This is a genomic window from Acetomicrobium sp. (genome assembly GCF_059026225.1).
In genome coordinates this window covers 952,997-971,598 of record NZ_JBWQOQ010000007.1, presented here as the reverse complement: position 1 = coordinate 971,598, position 18,602 = coordinate 952,997, and the positions used below count along the sequence as shown (strand labels likewise).

Genomic DNA, 18,602 nt, shown 5'->3' with positions numbered 1-18,602 from the left:
GTCAAAGGCCCTTTGAACCAAAATCGCTACCAGGTTATTTTAAATTCCTTTTTGAGATTTAACATCTTAGCTATATTATCGATATTTTCGCCCTGAGCAAGCTGAGTAAGGGTGCCTATTGTTTTTTGCGTCCTTTCGCTTTCAAAAATTCCTTTAGATTGCGCAAAGGTTATAGCAAGTGGTATGAGTTGCTGGTATAGTTCCGTTACTGGCGTGAAAGTTAGCCCCTTTTTTGTAAGCGTTATAGTGAATATATTTGACAAAGATGTCTCATCCCCATCGGGCTCATAAGATATAAAAAGGAACACTCCTTCAGGAAGTGGTAATTGCAAGATTGCTCTGGACCATTCGTTGCGTCGTGATTTGCCGCTGGCAACCTCTATGATTTTCTTCTCCTGTATGTAGGCAATCCATAGTTGCATCAACTCTGCGGGATTGTCTGGCTTTGCGAAGCCTAATTTCCACAAAAAGCACCGGGTACCTTTATTTGCTTTTGTATTGACCATTTCTTGTTGCTTCAAAACATATCCTTCTATGGATTTGATTTGATGCGAACCAGCCGGTGTACCCAAATAGGCTTGAGAGATTGTGCCATCTTTTTCTTCCATCACGAGGTAAATGGGACATTTCTTTGCAGTAACAATAGACATAGCTGAAGCTATCCTGCTCGTTAAGAGCAAAAGGATTAATGAAAATAGGAGCTTGTCACAGAAAAAGCGTCTTTTCATAGGTAAATCCTCCCATCACATCAAAGGTTTGTTATCCTGATTACTGAAGAAGCATCAATATTTTTGTATAGATCTTCTACGGTGACACCTAGTAAGGGGTGTCGCCATTTAGGACATATCTGGAGCAACGGCATAATCACAAAGGGCCTTTTATGAAGTTGTGGATGAGGTATGACGAGCTCATCGTTACTGAGCACTAAATCATCGATAAACAAGATGTCTAAATCAATTTCACGTGGTCCCCAACGCTCGCGCGACTTTCTCCCGATTCTTGCCTCGATCTTTTTGAAGCACCTTAATATCTCCTCTGGCTTTCCATCGTACTCTGCCAGAAGGCAGGCATTTAAGAAATATGGTTGTTCTTCAACTCCGAGAGGCGGAGTCTCAAAGACATCGCTTCGATCTTTTACAAGAAAGCCACAATTTTTAAGCAACTCTACGGCTTGGCGCAGATTGTTCAAGCGATCCCCTAGATTGCTGCCTAATCCGACACCTATTGTCCGCATTTCAATCAAACCCTTTGAATGGCGGATATCATATCCACGATGTGCCTATTTTCCAAAACATCATGGACTCGAAGTATTTCGATATTATTTAGGGCACAATAAGCAGAAATGGCTAACGTTCCGTAGAGCGCCTCTTCAGGGCCTTTGCGTCTCAATACTTTGTATATCGTGCCCTTCCTCGAGTGGCCTATTAAAATAGGCCTCTCGAGCGATCTAAATTCCTGAATATGCTTTAATATGAGCAAATTGTGCTCATCGGTTTTTCCAAATCCCAGCCCAGGGTCCAGTATGATTTGATCTCGTCTTATGCCATGTTCAACTGCAAGTTCCATTTTCTCTTTCAGGAAATCTTTGATCTCCCTTATGACGTCATCATATCTTGGATCTTTTTGCATATCCTTGGGTGTACCTTTAATGTGCATTATTATTATGGGAACTCCGAAGCTTGCCACCATGTTGGCCATGTTGGCGTCAAAGGATAAGCCCGATATGTCATTTATTATATCTGCTCCAACTTCCAGTGCAGCCTCTCCGACCGTGGACTTATAAGTATCGACTGATATGACGGCCTCGGGCAAAGCATTTCTTAACGCTTTAAGAGCCGGTATAAGTCTTCCAATTTCCTCTTCTAATGGAACGGGGTCTGCGCCAGGTCTTGTGGATTCAGCTCCAACGTCTAAAATGTCCGCTCCTTCTTCGATCATTTTTTTTGCCCTTTCAACGAGCAGGGTCATATCGGGTATTCTGCTTTGTGGAAAAAAAGAATCGCTGGTTAGATTTAAAATTCCCATTATTAACGGCTTTTCGCCGAGTGCTAGCTTTCGTTCTCTTGGCAAGTCTAAAGCTATCATTAAAATCTAACTCCTTTGTCTTTAAGTGAAGTCTTTCATTTTAATTATATTTTATTATTTATAATACTACTTATAACTTATACCCACTCGCTTGTAAAACTCTTTAAATGCTTTGTTTGATTGAGCAGGGTCAAGCAGTATCCTCTATTTTCGTCGTGCATTATTATGCTATAGGATGCAGTATCTACGTGTATCCGCCAAAAATAGGGGTCAGCTATCTGAAGGCAAGCGGCGATTAGGGGCTTTATGACAGCACGATGACTTACTATTACAAGAGCCTTTCCTTTATATTTTTGCACGATGAATTCCAGGGTCGAAAAGGCACGTCTTTGCACATCGGGTATGCTCTCCGCGTTAGGCAACCTTAATCGTTCGGGGGAATTTATCCACAAGGCCCATTCTTCGGGATATTCCTGCATTATGTCCGATTTTTTGCGGCCCTCCCAGGGACCCAGGGAGATGTTGGTAAAACCCTGCAAAGGCGTTATTGAGACTCCCCCGTTTTTCTGGGAGATTATTTGAGCCGTATGAAACGCTCTTTTAAGTGGACTGGTAAAGATGGAGTCTATCGGGCCCAGGCTTGCGATTTCCTCTGCTAAGTATTGAGCCTGTTTGATGCCGTTTTCGTTCAAAGGGAAGTCGCTGCGACCTCGAAACAAGCCCTCTATGTTGCCATGACATTCCCCATGTCTAACCAGTAAAATCTTAGTTGCCCCCACAGGATTCGACATTAAGTCATCCCCCCATCTTAATGGATTTCGCCTGAACCATTGTACACCTAAGTTCGAAGAAAAACGCTTAGATTGTATTATTTAACTATGGATCTCGAACTCACTAAAACTTTTAATAAATGCATACATGAAGTACCCTTATAAAAAGAGGGCTCATTTGACCTGTCTTGACAATCCCCGTGTAAAGTTGATAATCTATTCTGCGAGCAATTAGCACCCAAGGGAGGTAAGTGCTAACTAGGTGTCCTTGCTCTAGGGGGTGGGAAAGGTGTTAAAGGAGTTAACGGACCGTCAGTTGGATATACTGTATTCCATAGTACATGAATATATAAGGACGGGAGAACCTGTAGGTTCGAGGACAATATCTAAGAAGTATCTAACACACAGAAGTGCGGCGACCATTCGCAACGAAATGGCAGATCTGGAGGAAGCGGGATACTTATGCCAACCCTACACGTCAGCGGGGCGCATCCCAACGTCCAAAGCATATAGAGTTTATGTGGATATGATATTGCAAAAAAGGTCATTACGGGCACCTTTAGTAGCCAGAGAAAAGCTGGAAGCATTGAAGGAAGAAAAGAGAAGCATAGAAAAGATGTTGTCCTATTTAACCCAGCTTTTAGGCAGCATAACTCATTATATATCTGTCGCAGGCATAACCGTCTTAAGCGACGCAACGTTAAACAGGTTAGATTTAGTTAAAGTGGATAGCTTTCACGTGCTGTTACTGATAATACTAGAAGGCGGTTTTGTGCACCATGACGTTATAAGGACTGAGCAAGAAATAACGCAAGAAGAGCTAGATGATTTGAGTTCTTATCTCAACTGTATAATATCGGGTCGTTCTTGGTTCGAGGCCCGCGATGTCATTAGAGAAAAGATGCTTAGAGAACTCATCCATTACGCTGAAATATGTCTTCAAACGCTGGATGAAGTGGATCTCGTTTTGAAAAAGTCTCGTTATAGATTTTTTACGGGTGACACTAGCAACATATTGCTGTTGCCAGACTTCAGGGACATGGAAAAATTGCGCTCCTTGCTGGTTTTGCTCGAAAACGAGGAAGAATTTGCAAGAATCTTGGAAGCCTGTGCCACTGAGGAGCCCATAAGCGTAATTATCGGCGATGAAAACCCCGTGGAAGCCATGAGAGATTGCTCTCTGGTGCTTGCGAGTACCGAAAATGGCGTTAAAAAGACCATACTCGGGGTAATAGGTCCAGTTAGAATGGATTATGAAAGGACAATCGGAGTGCTCGAGATGTTGTGCGAACACCTGTTGGATTAGATTCTCTATGAGGGAGGAGTTTGAAGTTGCCTGATAAAGATTTAAATGCAGGACTGAAGGAAGGGCTTGAAGAGCTGGCAGGGGACAGCGAAGTCGACAAAAATCGAGTCCTGGATTTTTGCAAGGCGAAAGATATCGAGGAGCTTATTAATGAAAAAGAGACTCTAGAAAAGGAGCTATCCAATCTGAAGGAGCAATACAATGCTTTGTACAACGAAGCTGCGAGGGTAAAGGCTGATTTTTATAATTATAAAAGGAGAATGGAGTCCAATATTGAGAAACAAAAAAACTCGATCGTTGCAGAAATTATATTAAATTTACTGCCGATAATGGATAATTTTGAACGCGCCTTAGATTGTGAGGTTGAAAAGGGATCCGCCTTCTATGAGGGAACATCAATGATTTACCGGGAGTTTTTGAACGTCTTGGCTAAATTCGGTGTAACTCCTATAAAGGCGATTGGCGAACCCTTTGACCCTCTGTTTCACGAGGCCGTCGCGGTACAAACAGTTTCTGATATTGACAGCGACGGAAAGGTCGTTCAAGAGGTGCAAAAAGGGTACACTTTGAAAGGAGAAGTTATCAGGCCTGCAAGGGTAATAGTAGGTAAATTGAACGAAGAAACCGATAAAGAGGTGGGTAACGATGAGTAAAGTAGTGGGAATTGACTTTGGAACAACCAACAGCGTCGTTGCTGTGAAAGAAGGAGATAATGTTGTAGTGATACCGAATGCCGAAGGAAGTAGACTAACTCCTTCGGTGGTAGCCTTCACAAAAGACGGAGAGCGCTTGGTGGGCCAACTGGCTAAGAGGCAGGCTATCATTAACCCTGAGCGCACTGTCCTCTCCATAAAGAGAAAAATGGGAAGCGACTACAAGGTCAAAATAGACGAAAGAGAGTATACTCCTCAGGAAATTGCAGCCATGATCTTGCAAAAGTTAAAAAACGACGCCGAAGATTATTTAGGTGAAGAGATAAAACAAGCAGTCATAACCGTTCCAGCCTATTTTACCGATGCCCAGAGACAAGCCACGAAGGACGCAGGTAAAATAGCAGGGCTAGAGGTCCTTAGGATAATTAACGAGCCCACAGCTGCCTGTTTGGCTTACGGAACTGAAAAGGGCGGAGAATTCAAGGTTTTAGTCTTTGATTTAGGGGGAGGCACCTTCGACGTGTCTATATTGGACATAGGAGAGGGTGTATATGAGGTTATGGCTACAAGTGGCGATAACCATCTAGGTGGCGATGATTGGGATCAGCGCCTTGTAGATTGGATGATCGAGGAATTCAAGCGCCGCGAGGGCATTGATTTGGGAAGAGATAAAATGGCTGTACAGAGGTTGCGCGAGGCTGCGGAGAAGGCAAAGATTGAGCTATCTTCCATGTCTGAGACCATGATATCCTTGCCTTTCATTACAGCCGATCAAAATGGGCCCAAACATCTCGAACTTGAAATAACCAGGGCAAAATTTGAGGAGATGACGGCGGACTTACTGGAAAGGGTCGTAGGTCCGGTTCAAAGGGCCTTATCAGACGCCGGATTAACTTACGCCGAAGTGGACAAGATCCTATTAGTTGGCGGGGCAACGCGCATGCCAATGGTGCAACGCAAAATTAAGGAGTTGTTGGGCAAGGAGCCAACAAAAGGAATAAATCCGGATGAATGTGTTGCCGTTGGAGCGGCCATTCAGGCAGCCATCTTGTCAGGGGAGCATAAGGATATAGTTTTGGTCGACGTTACGCCGCTTTCCCTGGGAGTAGAGACATTGGGTGGTGTGTTCACCAAGATAATAGAAAGAAATACAGCCATCCCCGTGTCGAAAAGCCAGATCTTTACCACAGCTGTCGACAATCAAACACGAGTTGAGATACACGTCTTACAGGGCGAAAGGCCAATGGCGGCAGATAACGTCTCTTTGGGGAGGTTTTTCCTAGATGGCATACCTCCAGCACCGCGCGGTGTGCCTCAAATTGAGGTCACCTTCAACATCGATGTGAACGGCATCTTAAACGTGACGGCCAAAGACCTGGCTACGGGCAAAGCACAGCAGATTACGATTCAATCCTCCAGGCTATCGGAAGATGAAATTGAACGTATGCGCAGGGAGGCCGAAGCGAATGAAGAAGCCGACAAGAGAAAGAGAGCTGGCCGATGCCAGAAACGAGGCCGACAGCGCCGTATATAACGCTGAGAAGTTGTTGCGCGACTTGGGTGACAAGGTGACTCAGGACGAAAAAAACAAGGTGCAATCAAAGATAGAGGCGGTCAAACAAGCTTTGAGCAAGGATGACGTGCTGGCGATTAAATCTGCTTGCGAAGATCTGACGAAGGATTTAAACGAATTGGCTGTCAGGCTGTATTCTCAAGCTGCTCAAGAGAAGGCAGGGGTTGGAAGTGCTGGAACTTCCGAAGCAGGGAAGTCTCAAGAAAATCCTAGTGAGGGTCCCACGGTTGATGCTGAGTACAAAGATCGCGGAGAGGCATAAGAGGTGACCGAAATTGCCAGGCCCCGCTAGCGGAAAAGATTATTATGAAATATTGGGCGTAAGGCGGGATGCCTCACAGGAAGAGATAAAAAAAGCATACAGGAAGTTGGTGCGTCAGTACCATCCCGACGCCAACCCCGGTAACAAAGAAGCTGAAGAAAAGTTCAAGCTTATAAACGAAGCTTACGAGGTCTTGAGCGACCCTCAAAAAAAGGCCCAATATGACCAATTCGGCTTTGCGGGCGACGTTCCTCCCTATGGCGGCGAAAGCGCCTGGGATTTTGGTGGTTTTGGAGACCTCTTTGGCGATCTCTTTGGTGACTTCTTTGGAGGATTTGGCCCCAGAAGGGAAGTTAGGACGCCGCAAAGAGGATTGGATTTAGAGATGCCCCTAATCGTCACCTTAATGGAAGCCGCTTATGGTGCCACCAAAGTTGTGCACATACCCAAATGGGAAAAGTGCACGACTTGTGGTGGTAGTGGAGCAGCACCTGGGACCTCACCTGTACGCTGTTCCCTTTGCGGAGGAAAGGGTCAGGTAGAGACGAGGTCAAAAACGCCCTTTGGTGAATTCGTTACAGTTCGCACTTGCTCTCGTTGCGGAGGGTCGGGTTATGTCATCAACGATCCTTGCAAAGATTGCGGAGGTCGAGGAAGGATCAGGGTAAAGCGCAAGATAGAAGTTAACATACCCCCTGGAGCAGATACAGGAACTCGCCTTAGGATACGAGGCGAAGGTGAAGAGGGCAAAAACGGCGGACCGCCGGGCGACCTGTTTTTGGTCATAGAGGTTGAAGAAGACCCCATCTTTCAAAGGCAAGGCGATGATCTTCATATGACGGTCGATATACCCTTTCCGGTGGCGGTCTTGGGAGGCAAGGTAAAGGTACCTACGCTGGAAGGAGAAGAGGAGTTAGAATTAAGCCCAGGAACTCAAGCAGGCGCTACCAAGAAGATCAGAGGCTTAGGCATGCCCCGACAGAGGGGCAGTGGGCGCGGGGACCTGATAGTTCATATAAATATCGCTGTTCCACGTAATTTGACTGACAAGCAAAGGGCCTTGATAGAGGCCTTGGCTTTGGAGATGGACGTGCCTGTCAAGTCCTCTGGACTGATCGAAAAGCTAAAGGGGTTGTTTGCTTAACAATTGCATGATAGAGGGAAATGCGCAGAACTGTAATTTAATGGTCGATGGTTCGCTTCTATGAATAACGAGTTTTACTAAAATAATGAATGTTGATTTTTTTGTGCAAGGGGGGCTTGAGGCTCCCCTTGATGCTTCTTGAGTAGGAAGAATTGCTAAGGATGGAGTGGCATATATGAAGGACGAAGTTTATTGGTGGTATATTATTTTAGAGTCGAAAAAGGGCTCGGAAGAAGTTCTTTATCATGTTGCTCAAGCATCAAATAGCATAGGAGCTGAAACATCCGAGGCCCAAGATGGCTTAAAGACAAAATTGTATTACCGCTCGGATATGGAGTTGGAAGAATGGATTGGAAGGGTATCGTCACTGATAAAGGGCTTTGTAGACCTTTGCATCTGCGACGCTGGCAAAGAGGAATGGCGGCCGTGGATAAAAATGCACAAGGATGCCTTTCCTCCGCTCTTGGTGGGGGATCGCTTGGTGGTGTTGGCGCCATGGCATAAACACAAGGCACCACCCGGGCGGATACCCATATACATCGAGCCAGGTAGCGCTTTTGGCACAGGATACCATGCCAGCACGCAAATAGCTTTAAAGTTGCTTGAAAAGTATTTAAAACCGGGAGACAAAGTTTTAGATGTAGGTACTGGCTCTGGTATACTTTCCATAGCAGCACTCAAGCTTGGAGCTGCAAAAGTAATCGCCAGAGACATAGATCCCGCGGTAAAAAAGGAAGTTGAGAAAAATGCCCTTTTAAACGATGTAACTACTGGGTTGATTCTTGAGATTGCGGATGGGACGATAGGTTTCGGCGAAATTGTTGACTGTATAGTTGCAAATATATTGTATGAGCCCTTGGTTGCTATGCTGGATTCATTTAAAAAGATACTAGCTGAAAGCGGGTTTATGATATTATCTGGTTTGTTATTGAAGGAACGCGAATCCTTTGTTGAAGCGATGGAAAGGGCAAAATTTTCGATCGTAGAAGAGCTCGAGAAGGAGGACTGGTGGGGTGTCGTTGCCTCGCACGAGGTTAGATAAGGCCGAGAGTCTTTCTAGCAACGTATGGGTTTTGGATGCCAGGGAGTCTCACCATTTGATGCACGTAAGGCGATGTCGCATAGGAGATGAAATTGAAGGCCTGCTTGAAGGCAGAAAGCTTTTGCTTGTCATCGAGGGATACAAAGATGGCAGGGTCATCGCAAGGGAGATAGATAAGCTTCCTCTGAGTGAAATGAAAATTCGAACGACGCTCTTAGTTGCCCTTGTGAAATCTAGTGCCTTTGAAGACGTGCTGGGCCATGTTACTGAGTTGGGTGTAACCGAAATTATACCTCTCTTGGCCGAACGATGTATTGTTAAATTAAAGGGAGATACCAAACGTAAAAAGGCGAGATGGGAAAGGATCATCGATGAGGCCACAAAGGTCAGTGGTATAAGCAGTCATCCGATTTTGCACGAACCTTTGAGGATTTCCGATTTGAAAGCAGAGAAGTTGCCTCCCCTTCGCTTATTTGGTGCTTTAACTGATGATGCGAAACCCTTGGGCCAAATTAGAGTAGATGGCGAAAGAGATGTGGCATTTGCCGTTGGTCCCGAGGGCGATTGGACGGAGGAGGAAATGTCTTTGTTTTTAAAAGCGGACTTTATTCCTGTTTCACTGGGACCGAATATATTGCGGACAAACACTGCGGCGGTAGCTGGATTGTCCTATATAATTTTGAGTGCTGAAGGTGTGTCATCTTGCGATCCTTAGAGGGCGTAAAGGTAAGGATTAAATGTTTGGGATGTCGAACTAACATTTACGAAGCTGAGGCGATAGCCGACTGCTTTCGAAATGAGGGAGCCATCATCGCTGACGGTAGCGAATTTGACGTTGGTGTGTTGGTGAGCTGCGCTGTGACCAAGACGGCGGAGAAAAAGTGTAGGCAGGCGCTGCGGCGTATGCAGAGAGAATCTCGCCAAGCCATGACGGTTTTATGTGGTTGTTATGTGCAGGGAAGACCCGATGAGGATCTGCTCGAATTGGGCGCAGATCTTTACGTAGGAAATAGATTGAAGGCGGAGTTGACGAACATTGTAGCTAGCATGATTAAAGGAGGGATAAGAAAGCCTTTAATTTTAAAAACGGATGTGTTGCACGACGAAAGGTGGGATCCCCTTAGGCTATCAAAAGTTAGCTTTCATACAAGATCTTTTGTTAAAGTGCAGGACGGATGCGACTCCTTTTGTTCTTATTGTATAGTACCTTTTTTGAGAGGGCGTCCTACCAGTAGGGATATGCAAGAAGTTATAGATGAAGTCGAACGTCTAGTTAGCCAAGGGTGCAAAGAGGTTGTGTTGACGGGCGTGCATCTTGGGCTTTACGGCAGCGGGTGTGATTTTGACCTTGGAGACTTGGTTAAATCGCTTACCAAAATAAAGGGGCTGAAAAGGCTGCGCTTTGGTTCGATAGAACCTCTGGCCCTGGATGACAAGTTACTGCGCCTTTTAGCGGAAAGCGAGATCTTCTGCCGCCACCTCCACATCCCACTTCAAAGTGGCGATGATGGCATTCTTGATCTCATGAAAAGAGGTTACAGAGCCAAGGATTTCGCGAACATCATTGAAAATGTGCGACGTCATTTGGGAGATGATGTTCACGTAAGTACAGATATCATAGTGGGGTTTCCGGGAGAGGGCGAAAGGGCTTTTGAAAACACTTTGACTTTAATCGATAATTTGGGAATAGGGAGGGTTCATGTTTTTCCCTTTTCACCTCGCAAGGGAACGAAGGCTTACACCATGCCCGAAAGATTGGACAAGCGCGAGCTTGAGTCAAGAATAGACAGGGCAATTAATCTTGGAAGGAAACTTTTGCAAAGGTTTGCTCGTAGGTGGGTGGGACAAAGGGTTGAAATCTTGGTTGAACATTGCGATGGAGCAAGAGTTAAAGGTCTTTCAAGGCATTACTTGGAAGTGGAGGCTGACATAGATCGAAGGCCAAAAGAGCCGCGAGGATGTCTTGAAGGGCAAATTGTGGGTCTTGAACGTCAAATTTATGTAACGAAAGCCGAGCATGGCATCTTGCATGGCGTCTCATCTGAGACTTAAGGTTAGCAGACTAAAGGGGGAGTTTGATGTGAATAAGGACATTTTATCTAAATACGTTTCGAAGAACGCGAACATCCCTTGGGGAACCCGCAATGCAGAGAGAGTTTTATCTGCTTTGCTTGTAGCAGACAACTTTTGGGATATAGTTTCTTTTAGTTGCGAACCCTTGCCAGCAGTGGCAGAAGCTTTAAAGCTACTTGCTGATAGAGGTCTGATAGAATTTACCGACCAGGGTGTCTTATTAACCCAAAAAGGGCGCATGTTTATTGAAAAAGAGGGCGTTTTTCCCTTACATTTTCATACATGTCCTCGTTGTGACGGCAAAACAGTAGTAATAGATGAGTTTAGGAAAGCCTTTGATGAGTTTTTAAGGATCCAAATCGACAGACCGGAGGCAATTAGGGAATTCGATCAAGGTTACGTTACCCCGGAAACGACATTTGCCCGCATAGCGTTAGCGGACAGTAGGGGCGATTTGAGGGGTAAGGAAGTTGTAGTATTGGGTGACGATGATTTAGTTGGAGTTGCCTTAGGCCTCACAGGTTTGGTTAAAAGTGTTGTGGTGCTTGAATTGGATGAGCGTCTCGTTGCCTTCGAGCAAAGAATTGCTACGGAGCTTGGTCTTCCATTGCAGGTTATCAGACATGACTTAAGAAAGCCGCTAACAAAGGAATTGCTCAGTAAGTTTGATGTATTTTTCTGTGATCCACCCGAAACTATTGAGGCCTTTGATGCCTTTGTCGGCAGAGGGATTATCGCATTAAAGGGTGAGGGATGCGCTGGCTATTTTGGCATCACCCATGTGGAAAGCTCCTGTTATAAGTGGCGCTTGCTCGAAATGAAACTACTTCAAAGAGGGCTGGTCATCACAGATATCATTCATGATTTTAACGTTTATATGAATTGGGAATATGTTGATGAAATGCTGGCGTGGGATTTAGCGCCCATTAAGCAACCCCCTATTCGAAATTGGTATAAATCCTCGATGGTAAGGGTTGAGATGGTGGAGAAACTTGAGATACCTAACGAGGATTTGACCAATCGCGATATATATAACGATCCAGAAAGCTCAACTACATAGCGAAACGTGACTGTTGGAAAGAGGAGTTGACCCTACATGGAGAGTATCCCCGTGGGAATCGATGTGGGTACGCGACATTCAATCCTGGCCATTATCGATGACCATATAGGACCAAGGGTCATCAAGAATCGATGGGGAAATGAGAAAACTTCTTCCTTCGTTGGCTGTCGTCACGGTAGATTATGTGCAGCGGAAGATGTCCTTCCTGCAGTTTTTGCTTACCCTGGTGGCTCTTGCGTGAGCGTAAAGCGTCATATCGGTGCTTCGCAAAAGCTACGACTTGGGGGCAGGACATTTGCAGCCGAGGAACTTCTTCAGGTTCTTTTGCTTTACCTTAGAGAAGATGCCGAGGCTTATCTGCAAGCAGTTGTAAGGGAATGCTTTATCGCTGTTCCTTCCTGCTTTGATTTCAAACAAAGGGATATGGTAAAAAGGGCAGCCCAAAAAGCTGGATTTAGTGGTGTCAAATTGATAAATGAACCCACGGCTGCCGCTATGGCGGTGAGCCTAGAAGGAAACGTGCTGGTGTTTGATTTCGGTGCCGGGGCTGTTGATATATCGGCCGTTGAAAAGAAAAGCGATCTTTGTCATGTGCTTGAAAGTATCGGATCGACCAAGTTTGGAGGTATGGATCTAGATAAAGAAATAGCTCTTTATATATGGAAATTAATGGGAGAAAGAGGAGATCCTAGTGAGGATCCAAGATGGCCTTTACTCTTAATGGAGGCTGAAGCGATCAAGGAATCATTGTCCTTTACAAATGTGGTGAATTGGTGGCCAAGGACTGGTGGATTTATTCTTCATAGAAACAAACCATTAGCAATATATCGTGAAGAAATAGAAAGCTTGATCGCTCCATTTATCTTGCCTGTTTTAGATCTGGCAAAAAGGACATGGGATAGATATAATTGCCAGATACTTCTTTTGGCAGGAGGTTCTGCGCGGATGCCGTTAGTGCGTCGGTTGTTGGCTGAAGCAATAACTGAACCGGAAAAAGTGCAAATTTGTCCCGATGAGGCCATCGCTGTGGGAGCTGCCGTCTTAGCCGGGAAGCGAGGAAAGCTTTTTATAGATGTATTGTCCTGTGATTTAGCCATTAGCACGACCGATGGCGGGATCTCGGTGATCGCTTCGAAGGGCACGCCGCTGCCCATTAAGTTGGCAAAGCGGTTTATGGTGGTTGGGTCGGGCTCGGTTGAAGCGAAGGTTTTGCAGCTCAAAAGCGATGAGTCTGGATCGAGAGTAGAAACACTGTCTACTTTAGTTATCAAAGGGACAAGATCAGGGGATGTGGTGAAAGTGATCTTCCTTGTTGATGGTAGTGGGCTTTTAAGAATCGACGTGGCGAATGAAAAAGGGAATTTGTATCTAAGCCAGGATGTCGAAATTCCCAATTTTCCTTCCCGCGATTATTATTTCAAAGAGCGAAAGCATAAAATTGAGGAACTCGAAAGAAAGTTGGCTCTCTTTTCGTATCTCTTCGATCCCCCTTTGGAAAAGAAAATAACCGAACTTTTTAACAGCGTTAGATGTCTCCAAAGTGCGGAAGAAGACCTGTGGCAAGATGCCTTGGCGGTTTTGGAATCAACCGTAAACATGATTGCCCAGGTGGTGAAAAATAAGTGAAGTCGCTTGAAATGAGTTATAAGCTTTTAGATTTACAACCCGGCGTTTGCTTTGCTGACGTTAAAAAAGCGTTCCGCAAGAAAGCGCTTCTGTGCCATCCCGATATTGCAGGGGAGGAATACTCTTTTCAATTTCAACAGATTAATGAGGCTTATCTTGCTTTGAAAAATGCCTTGCTCAATAAATCGGCAGTTAAGAGTCCCGCAAAAAGTCATACTAAAACTAGTGGTGATACAAAAGATCTTTTGATAAAAAAAGAGATAGAAAATATACTCAAGGAAGCCCAGGAATATCTATCGGAGCTTGTAAAAACAGTTGGTGATGACTGTAAAATAAAATTATCTGATATTCTTTTGCGCTTGCAAAGCAGACATCCCGAGGTGAGGTTTATAGCAGCTGATCACTTAAGAAGGTTGGAATGGGAAGAAAGTTACATGGATGAACTGATGAAAACAATACCAAAGATCCTGTTCGATGATGCTATGCTCGATGTCATGCTTGATTTTCTGAGCAAAGCTCCTCGGCATTGCCAAAAACAGATAATCCCACTGTTCTCAACTGGCGTTAAAAATCTCGGTGAGAGAGCGTGTATTAAACTTTTATATTGGGGTAAGCAGGCAGGTTGGAGCGTGAAGGCATTAATGCCTCTTTTATCCCATCCTTCAAGTCGAGTTGTTTCGCTTGCCCTATCCATGTTACCATCGATTGATGAAGTTCCTTTGACGGTTGTGTTATCCCTCATTAAAGTGAAGGACGAAGAGGTGTTGATACCTTTACTCAAGAAATTAAAGGGGAACAGATATTTATGTTGTTTGCAGGGAAAAGTAAGAGAACTTGCCGCAGATCATCCCTCGTTAAATGTTCGCGCATGGGCGAGTTGGCTTGTACGAGACATGAATGTAGGGTAAAATAGATTAAAAGGTTTTGGAGGAATGGCGTGTGGTTAGTAATTGCGTCTTTTGCAAGATCATAAATGGCGATATAAAAAGTGACGTTGTATACGAAACGAAAGATGTCTTAGCAATTAGGGATGTAGCACCACAAGCACCTCATCATTACTTGATAATCCCAAAATTACACATACCAACCTCTCAAGACGTAAGAGATCCTTCCATCTGGGCTAATCTCATGGAAGTTTTAACAATAGTAGCACAGCGGATGGGGCTAGTAGACTCTGGTTACAGGGTCGTTATAAATTGCGGGAGCCAGGCGTGTCAGAGCATATTTCATCTTCACCTACATTTGCTTTCTGGGCGCAAATTTGGTTGGCCCCCCGGTTGAAGCTGTCATGAGATGCGAAAGGGGGGAGAGAGATGGCTAAAGTTTACAGAAGGGAAAACGAATCGATAGATGATACTTTGCGCCGCTTTAAAAGAGAGGTTAAGAAAGTTGGAGTTCTTCGAGATGCGAGGAAACACGAGCACTACGAAAAGCCGAGCGAGATAAGAAAGAAGAAAAGATCAAGTCCAAGAAAGCGCCGGGGTTAGTGAGTCCCCGCTATAAAAGTCGGGCTTGTTGTTTTCTGCTTGCAAGTTAAAAGGGGAAGACGAATATTCGTCTTCCCCTTTTAACTTTTAAATAAGTGCAACACAGTCTTGAAGATTGGTAGACATCAAATAACAAACCAAAGCCTTTCAAGTTTGATTGAGTCCTAAGGACCAAAAATTAGAGCAACTTTAAGCGTAAAGGCCTTTCAGTCATTCCGGACAGGAATTACACTATATGTAGTAAATAAAAAAGACATATACCATACAGGTAGGGTTATGCATGCGTTGTCCAAGATGTAACCATGATGATAGCAGGGTTATAGAGACGAGAGCGGTGGAAAATGGTATCGTCATCCGCAGAAGGAGGGAATGCCCTAAATGCGGTCGGCGATTTACGACTTATGAGAGGATCGAAAGGAGCACGGTGCTTTTGGTCGTCAAAAAAGACGGTCGAAGAGAAGCTTTCGATAGGGAGAAGGTTTTAAGGGGGATGATACGCGCCTGTGAAAAACTACCCGTGCCCTTGGAAACCCTGGAAAGCGCGGTTGCTTCAATAGAAGAGGAGCTTTTCGGGTTAGCCGTGGGAGAAGTTTCGAGCGCAATGATAGGAGAGATGGTGGCAGATGCCTTGAAGAGCATCAACCACGTTGCTTACGTTAGATTTGCCTCCGTATACCGTGAATTTACAGATTTAAATAGTTTTATTGAAGAGATATCAAGGCTTTTGGAGAGGTAAGAGGGGAGGAGAATATAGCGATGGCTTCGTCTATGAAGTTTGACCGTTTTTGCGATGAGGAAATGAGCATACAGCAATTTTTGTTCAACAGGCCAGAATCAACGGATCTTGCCTTGATGGTGGAGACTCATTCCAAGGAGGAACGCAGTCCATGGGACGCCGCTAAAATAAAGGATGCCCTCATCAGAGAGGCTGGGGTCGATCCAGAAACGGCCCTTTCGATTGCCGTAGAAATTGAGGAAGAGGTGATTCGCCGCGGCAAGGACAGGCTAACCACTTCGATAATAAGAGAAATGGCTAACACCAAACTTTTTCAAAGGGGGTTGGATGCTTATCTTGTCGATCATTCCAGGGTAGGTATACCTGTTTATGATCTTGAGACTTTGATGTTTTCTCCAAATAAAGAAAATAGCAATACATCTTACAACCCGGAATCCGTTAATTTGACGATAGCCGAGATGATCATAAAAGATTACGCCTTGAGTAAGCTCTTTTCCCGCGATGTCGCACGCGCACATCTAGATGGCGACATTCACCTTCACGACCTTGGGATGGTAATAAGGCCCTACTGCAGCGGACAGAGCCCCGCATATGTGGCTAGGTTTGGGCTAAACTTGCCTTCCATAACGAGCGTCTCATCCCCGGCCAAACATCCGGATGTGCTTTTGGCCCATTTACTCAAGATGACTTCGGTGTTGCAGAATAACTTTGCCGGGGCCATCGGTTGGGATGCCATTAACATGTTTTTCGCTCCCTATCTTGAGGGTTGCAGCGATCGCGATCTACGTCAATTGGCCCAGATGTTGATATTTGAATTTAATCAATTAGCTGGTGGCAGGGGAGGGCAAGTAGCCTTCACGGACATAAACTTGTACTATGAAATTCCAAAGCACTTCCGCCATGTGCCAGCCATTGGCCCTGGTGGTAAGTTAAGTGGCAAGACTTATGGAGATTACAGTTTAACCTCAAAACGTTTTTTGCGAGCCTTGTTTGAAGTTTACTTGGAGGGAGATAGCAGGTCTCAACCCTTCTTTTTCCCAAAACCGCTTCTTCACATAACTGATGCCTTCTTTGAGGAAGATGGATGGCAAGAGATGCTTGAGTTGGCTTGTATGGTAGCTTCGGAAAAGGGCAACACCTATTTTGTTTTCGACAGAGGAGGCGTGACTAAGCTCAGTGAATGCTGTCGCCTCTCCTTCGAGCTAACTGAGGAAGACTTGCTAGAAGCCAAAACTCCCTGGAAAATGAGATATTCAGCCTTGCAGAACGTAACTATAAATTTGCCCCGCGTTGCTTACAGGTCTCAAGGTGATCTCGGGACATTTTTTGGAATACTGGAAAATTTGATGGAAATTGCGCTTAAAGCACATGTTCAAAAAAGAAGCTTCATTAAAAATCTGCTAGATTTAAAGGACAAAGGGCCGTTGTCCCTCTTGACAGTAGAGCATGATGGCGAGAGTTACATAAGGCTGGAAAAAGCAAGCCACTTAATAGGATTGCTTGGCCTTAATGAAGCGGTGCAAGTTTTATGTGGCAAGCAGCTTTACGAAGGAAAGGAAGCAGAAGAGCTAGGGTTGGCCATAGTAAAGTTCATGGAACTCAAATGTCAAGAAATGACCGAACGAGTTGGATTTAAAGTTGTGTTAGAACAAACTCCAGCCGAGAGCGCTGCTCATAGGCTTGCCAGATTGGACTTGAAAAAGTTTCCCGAGGCAAAGCACGTAGTTAAGGGCAATGTTGAGGCAGATGAGGTATTTTATACGAACAGTACCCATATACCCTACGAAGCGGATGTTGACCCAATTGAAAGGGTAGTCAGAGAAGGACGATTCCATCCCTTCATCAAAGCTGGTGCTATAACTCACGTATGGATGGGAGAACATAAACCTGATGCCAAAGCTTTGGCCTCTTTTGTTCGCAAAATTTTCTTGCATTCTCAGAACGCACAGGTGGCCTTTAGCCCAGAGTTCACCATATGCAACGACTGCGGCATAGTTGAGAGGGGCTTGCTGTCTTCTTGCAATAGATGCCGTTCGACGAACGTTGATGGAGTGACGCGAATAACGGGGTATTTTACCAAAATCTCCTCTTGGAATGCTGGAAAAAGGGCAGAGCTTGAAGGCAGAAAGAGATGGAGTTTATGAGGCCTGATATTAAAGGCATAGGAGGCTATATTCCTTCGTCATTCATAGACTGGGAGGGACATGTGTCGGCTGTTTTGTTTTTTAGGGGGTGTAATTTTAGATGCCCCTTTTGTCATAATGGTTCAATGGTAATGGGGCAGTTGCCTGATTTAAACGAGGAGCTCATTGTGGAGCACATTAGATCGAGGAAAGATTTCTTGGACGGGGTTGTCATAAGTGGCGGTGAACCTACGCTGGATCCCCATCGTTTGAAGATGTTATTGTCACGCTTTAAGGATATGGGCTTGCCCATAAAGCTAGATACGAATGGCAGCAACCCCATAGTCATTGAAGAATTGCTGTCAAGGAGACTTGTCGATGCTATCGCCATGGATGTAAAGGCGCCTTGGGGAAAATATGATCTTTTGTGCGGTTGTACCGTCGATACAAATCTGCTGCAAAGATCCCTGTCTTTGTTATTGCATCTTGACCTCGAAGTCGAAATTCGAACGACCTTCGTCCCAGCTTTAATGAATTATGATGACCTTTCTATAATTCAAAGCTATTTAGTCGAAAACGTCCGTTGGGTGATACAGTGTTTTAGGCCTGGAAATGCCATGGATGAAACTTTGAAGAGAACAAAGGAGCCTGAACGTGAGGTTTTGCGTGAGAAGTTTCCCAGTGCTATCATTAGATAGAATATGACAATCTCAAGGAGGGAC

18 protein-coding genes and 1 pseudogene are annotated in these 18,602 nt (G+C 44.9%); 15 read left to right on the top strand and 4 right to left on the bottom strand.

The window, feature by feature from the left end; genetic code table 11:
- Positions 1-26 precede the first annotated feature (26 nt).
- From AC5SXE_RS09370 to AC5SXE_RS09355, 4 genes are all read right to left on the bottom strand, one after another.
- The gene (locus tag AC5SXE_RS09370; RefSeq protein WP_332636338.1) at positions 27-728 is read right to left on the bottom strand and encodes a hypothetical protein; all 702 of its coding nucleotides are present in this window, start codon (positions 726-728) and stop codon (positions 27-29) included.
- Between the two features lie 20 nt (positions 729-748).
- The gene (gene folK / locus AC5SXE_RS09365; protein ID WP_310848824.1) at positions 749-1,234 is read right to left on the bottom strand and encodes a 2-amino-4-hydroxy-6-hydroxymethyldihydropteridine diphosphokinase; all 486 of its coding nucleotides are present in this window, start codon (positions 1,232-1,234) and stop codon (positions 749-751) included.
- Positions 1,235-1,239: 5 nt separating this feature from the next.
- The gene (gene folP, locus AC5SXE_RS09360; RefSeq protein WP_310848826.1) at positions 1,240-2,085 is read right to left on the bottom strand and encodes a dihydropteroate synthase; all 846 of its coding nucleotides are present in this window, start codon (positions 2,083-2,085) and stop codon (positions 1,240-1,242) included.
- 77 nt (positions 2,086-2,162) lie between these two features.
- Complete coding sequence (locus AC5SXE_RS09355; protein ID WP_310848828.1) at positions 2,163-2,816, bottom strand: histidine phosphatase family protein; 654 nt, start codon at positions 2,814-2,816, stop codon at positions 2,163-2,165.
- A 268-nt stretch (positions 2,817-3,084) separates the two neighbouring features.
- On the opposite strand from AC5SXE_RS09355, the gene hrcA reads away from it, so the two are divergent.
- The 15 genes and pseudogenes from hrcA (at position 3,085) to AC5SXE_RS09280 (ending at position 18,578) form a co-directional block, all read left to right on the top strand.
- Positions 3,085-4,101 (top strand): heat-inducible transcriptional repressor HrcA, encoded by a 1,017-nt coding sequence (gene hrcA / locus AC5SXE_RS09350; protein ID WP_493917228.1) that lies wholly within the window; start codon positions 3,085-3,087, stop codon positions 4,099-4,101.
- A gap of 26 nt (positions 4,102-4,127) precedes the next feature.
- Positions 4,128-4,754, top strand: coding sequence for a nucleotide exchange factor GrpE (locus AC5SXE_RS09345; protein ID WP_310848833.1), 627 nt, complete (start codon positions 4,128-4,130; stop codon positions 4,752-4,754).
- Positions 4,747-6,589 (top strand): annotated as a pseudogene (gene dnaK, locus AC5SXE_RS09340) (molecular chaperone DnaK). The gene AC5SXE_RS09345 and the pseudogene dnaK overlap by 8 nt, the downstream one beginning before the upstream one ends.
- Before the next feature lie 13 nt (positions 6,590-6,602).
- Positions 6,603-7,733 carry a molecular chaperone DnaJ gene (dnaJ, locus tag AC5SXE_RS09335; RefSeq protein ID WP_310848836.1) on the top strand — a complete coding sequence of 377 codons (1,131 nt, stop codon included), beginning with the start codon at positions 6,603-6,605 and terminating at the stop codon, positions 7,731-7,733.
- Between the two features lie 175 nt (positions 7,734-7,908).
- Complete coding sequence (locus AC5SXE_RS09330; protein ID WP_310848838.1) at positions 7,909-8,775, top strand: 50S ribosomal protein L11 methyltransferase; 867 nt, start codon at positions 7,909-7,911, stop codon at positions 8,773-8,775.
- Positions 8,747-9,490 (top strand): RsmE family RNA methyltransferase, encoded by a 744-nt coding sequence (locus AC5SXE_RS09325; protein WP_493917227.1) that lies wholly within the window; start codon positions 8,747-8,749, stop codon positions 9,488-9,490. The genes AC5SXE_RS09330 and AC5SXE_RS09325 overlap by 29 nt, the downstream gene beginning before the upstream one ends.
- Entirely contained in the window at positions 9,478-10,827 is a 1,350-nt protein-coding gene (gene mtaB / locus AC5SXE_RS09320; protein ID WP_323720872.1) for a tRNA (N(6)-L-threonylcarbamoyladenosine(37)-C(2))-methylthiotransferase MtaB, read from the top strand. Before AC5SXE_RS09325 ends, mtaB begins: the two co-directional genes overlap by 13 nt.
- A 28-nt stretch (positions 10,828-10,855) precedes the next feature.
- A complete protein-coding gene (locus AC5SXE_RS09315; RefSeq protein WP_323720873.1) occupies positions 10,856-11,908 on the top strand; it encodes a bis-aminopropyl spermidine synthase family protein in 1,053 nt (350 codons plus the stop codon).
- A gap of 36 nt (positions 11,909-11,944) precedes the next feature.
- Complete coding sequence (locus AC5SXE_RS09310) at positions 11,945-13,534, top strand: Hsp70 family protein (RefSeq protein ID WP_493917226.1); 1,590 nt, start codon at positions 11,945-11,947, stop codon at positions 13,532-13,534.
- Positions 13,531-14,442, top strand: a complete 912-nt coding sequence (locus tag AC5SXE_RS09305) for a J domain-containing protein (RefSeq protein WP_310848846.1) — start codon at positions 13,531-13,533, stop codon at positions 14,440-14,442. The genes AC5SXE_RS09310 and AC5SXE_RS09305 overlap by 4 nt, the downstream gene beginning before the upstream one ends.
- Positions 14,443-14,473: 31 nt before the next feature.
- Positions 14,474-14,815: a histidine triad nucleotide-binding protein gene (locus AC5SXE_RS09300; protein WP_310848848.1), complete on the top strand. Its 342-nt coding sequence runs from the start codon at positions 14,474-14,476 to the stop codon at positions 14,813-14,815.
- A gap of 32 nt (positions 14,816-14,847) precedes the next feature.
- Positions 14,848-15,021: a 30S ribosomal protein S21 gene (rpsU, locus tag AC5SXE_RS09295; protein ID WP_303883042.1), complete on the top strand. Its 174-nt coding sequence runs from the start codon at positions 14,848-14,850 to the stop codon at positions 15,019-15,021.
- Positions 15,022-15,301: 280 nt separating this feature from the next.
- Positions 15,302-15,757, top strand: a complete 456-nt coding sequence (nrdR, locus tag AC5SXE_RS09290) for a transcriptional regulator NrdR (protein WP_310848851.1) — start codon at positions 15,302-15,304, stop codon at positions 15,755-15,757.
- 20 nt (positions 15,758-15,777) lie between these two features.
- Entirely contained in the window at positions 15,778-17,901 is a 2,124-nt protein-coding gene (gene nrdD, locus AC5SXE_RS09285) for an anaerobic ribonucleoside-triphosphate reductase (RefSeq protein ID WP_310848853.1), read from the top strand.
- A complete protein-coding gene (locus tag AC5SXE_RS09280) occupies positions 17,898-18,578 on the top strand; it encodes an anaerobic ribonucleoside-triphosphate reductase activating protein (protein ID WP_310848855.1) in 681 nt (226 codons plus the stop codon). Before nrdD ends, AC5SXE_RS09280 begins: the two co-directional genes overlap by 4 nt.
- Positions 18,579-18,602 lie beyond the last annotated feature (24 nt).

Bases quoted from the DNA above. Each gene is read 5' to 3' on its own strand.
- AC5SXE_RS09370 (WP_332636338.1), bottom strand. From the start codon at position 728: ATGAAAAGACGCTTTTTCTGTGACAAGCTCCTATTTTCATTAATCCTT.
- folK (WP_310848824.1), bottom strand. From the start codon at position 1,234: ATGCGGACAATAGGTGTCGGATTAGGCAGCAATCTAGGGGATCGCTTG.
- folP (WP_310848826.1), bottom strand. From the start codon at position 2,085: ATGATAGCTTTAGACTTGCCAAGAGAACGAAAGCTAGCACTCGGCGAA.
- AC5SXE_RS09355 (WP_310848828.1), bottom strand. From the start codon at position 2,816: ATGTCGAATCCTGTGGGGGCAACTAAGATTTTACTGGTTAGACATGGG.
- AC5SXE_RS09330 (WP_310848838.1), top strand. From the start codon at position 7,909: ATGAAGGACGAAGTTTATTGGTGGTATATTATTTTAGAGTCGAAAAAG.
- AC5SXE_RS09310 (WP_493917226.1), top strand. From the start codon at position 11,945: ATGGAGAGTATCCCCGTGGGAATCGATGTGGGTACGCGACATTCAATC.
- rpsU (WP_303883042.1), top strand. From the start codon at position 14,848: ATGGCTAAAGTTTACAGAAGGGAAAACGAATCGATAGATGATACTTTG.
- nrdR (WP_310848851.1), top strand. From the start codon at position 15,302: ATGCGTTGTCCAAGATGTAACCATGATGATAGCAGGGTTATAGAGACG.
- nrdD (WP_310848853.1), top strand. From the start codon at position 15,778: ATGGCTTCGTCTATGAAGTTTGACCGTTTTTGCGATGAGGAAATGAGC.
- AC5SXE_RS09280 (WP_310848855.1), top strand. From the start codon at position 17,898: ATGAGGCCTGATATTAAAGGCATAGGAGGCTATATTCCTTCGTCATTC.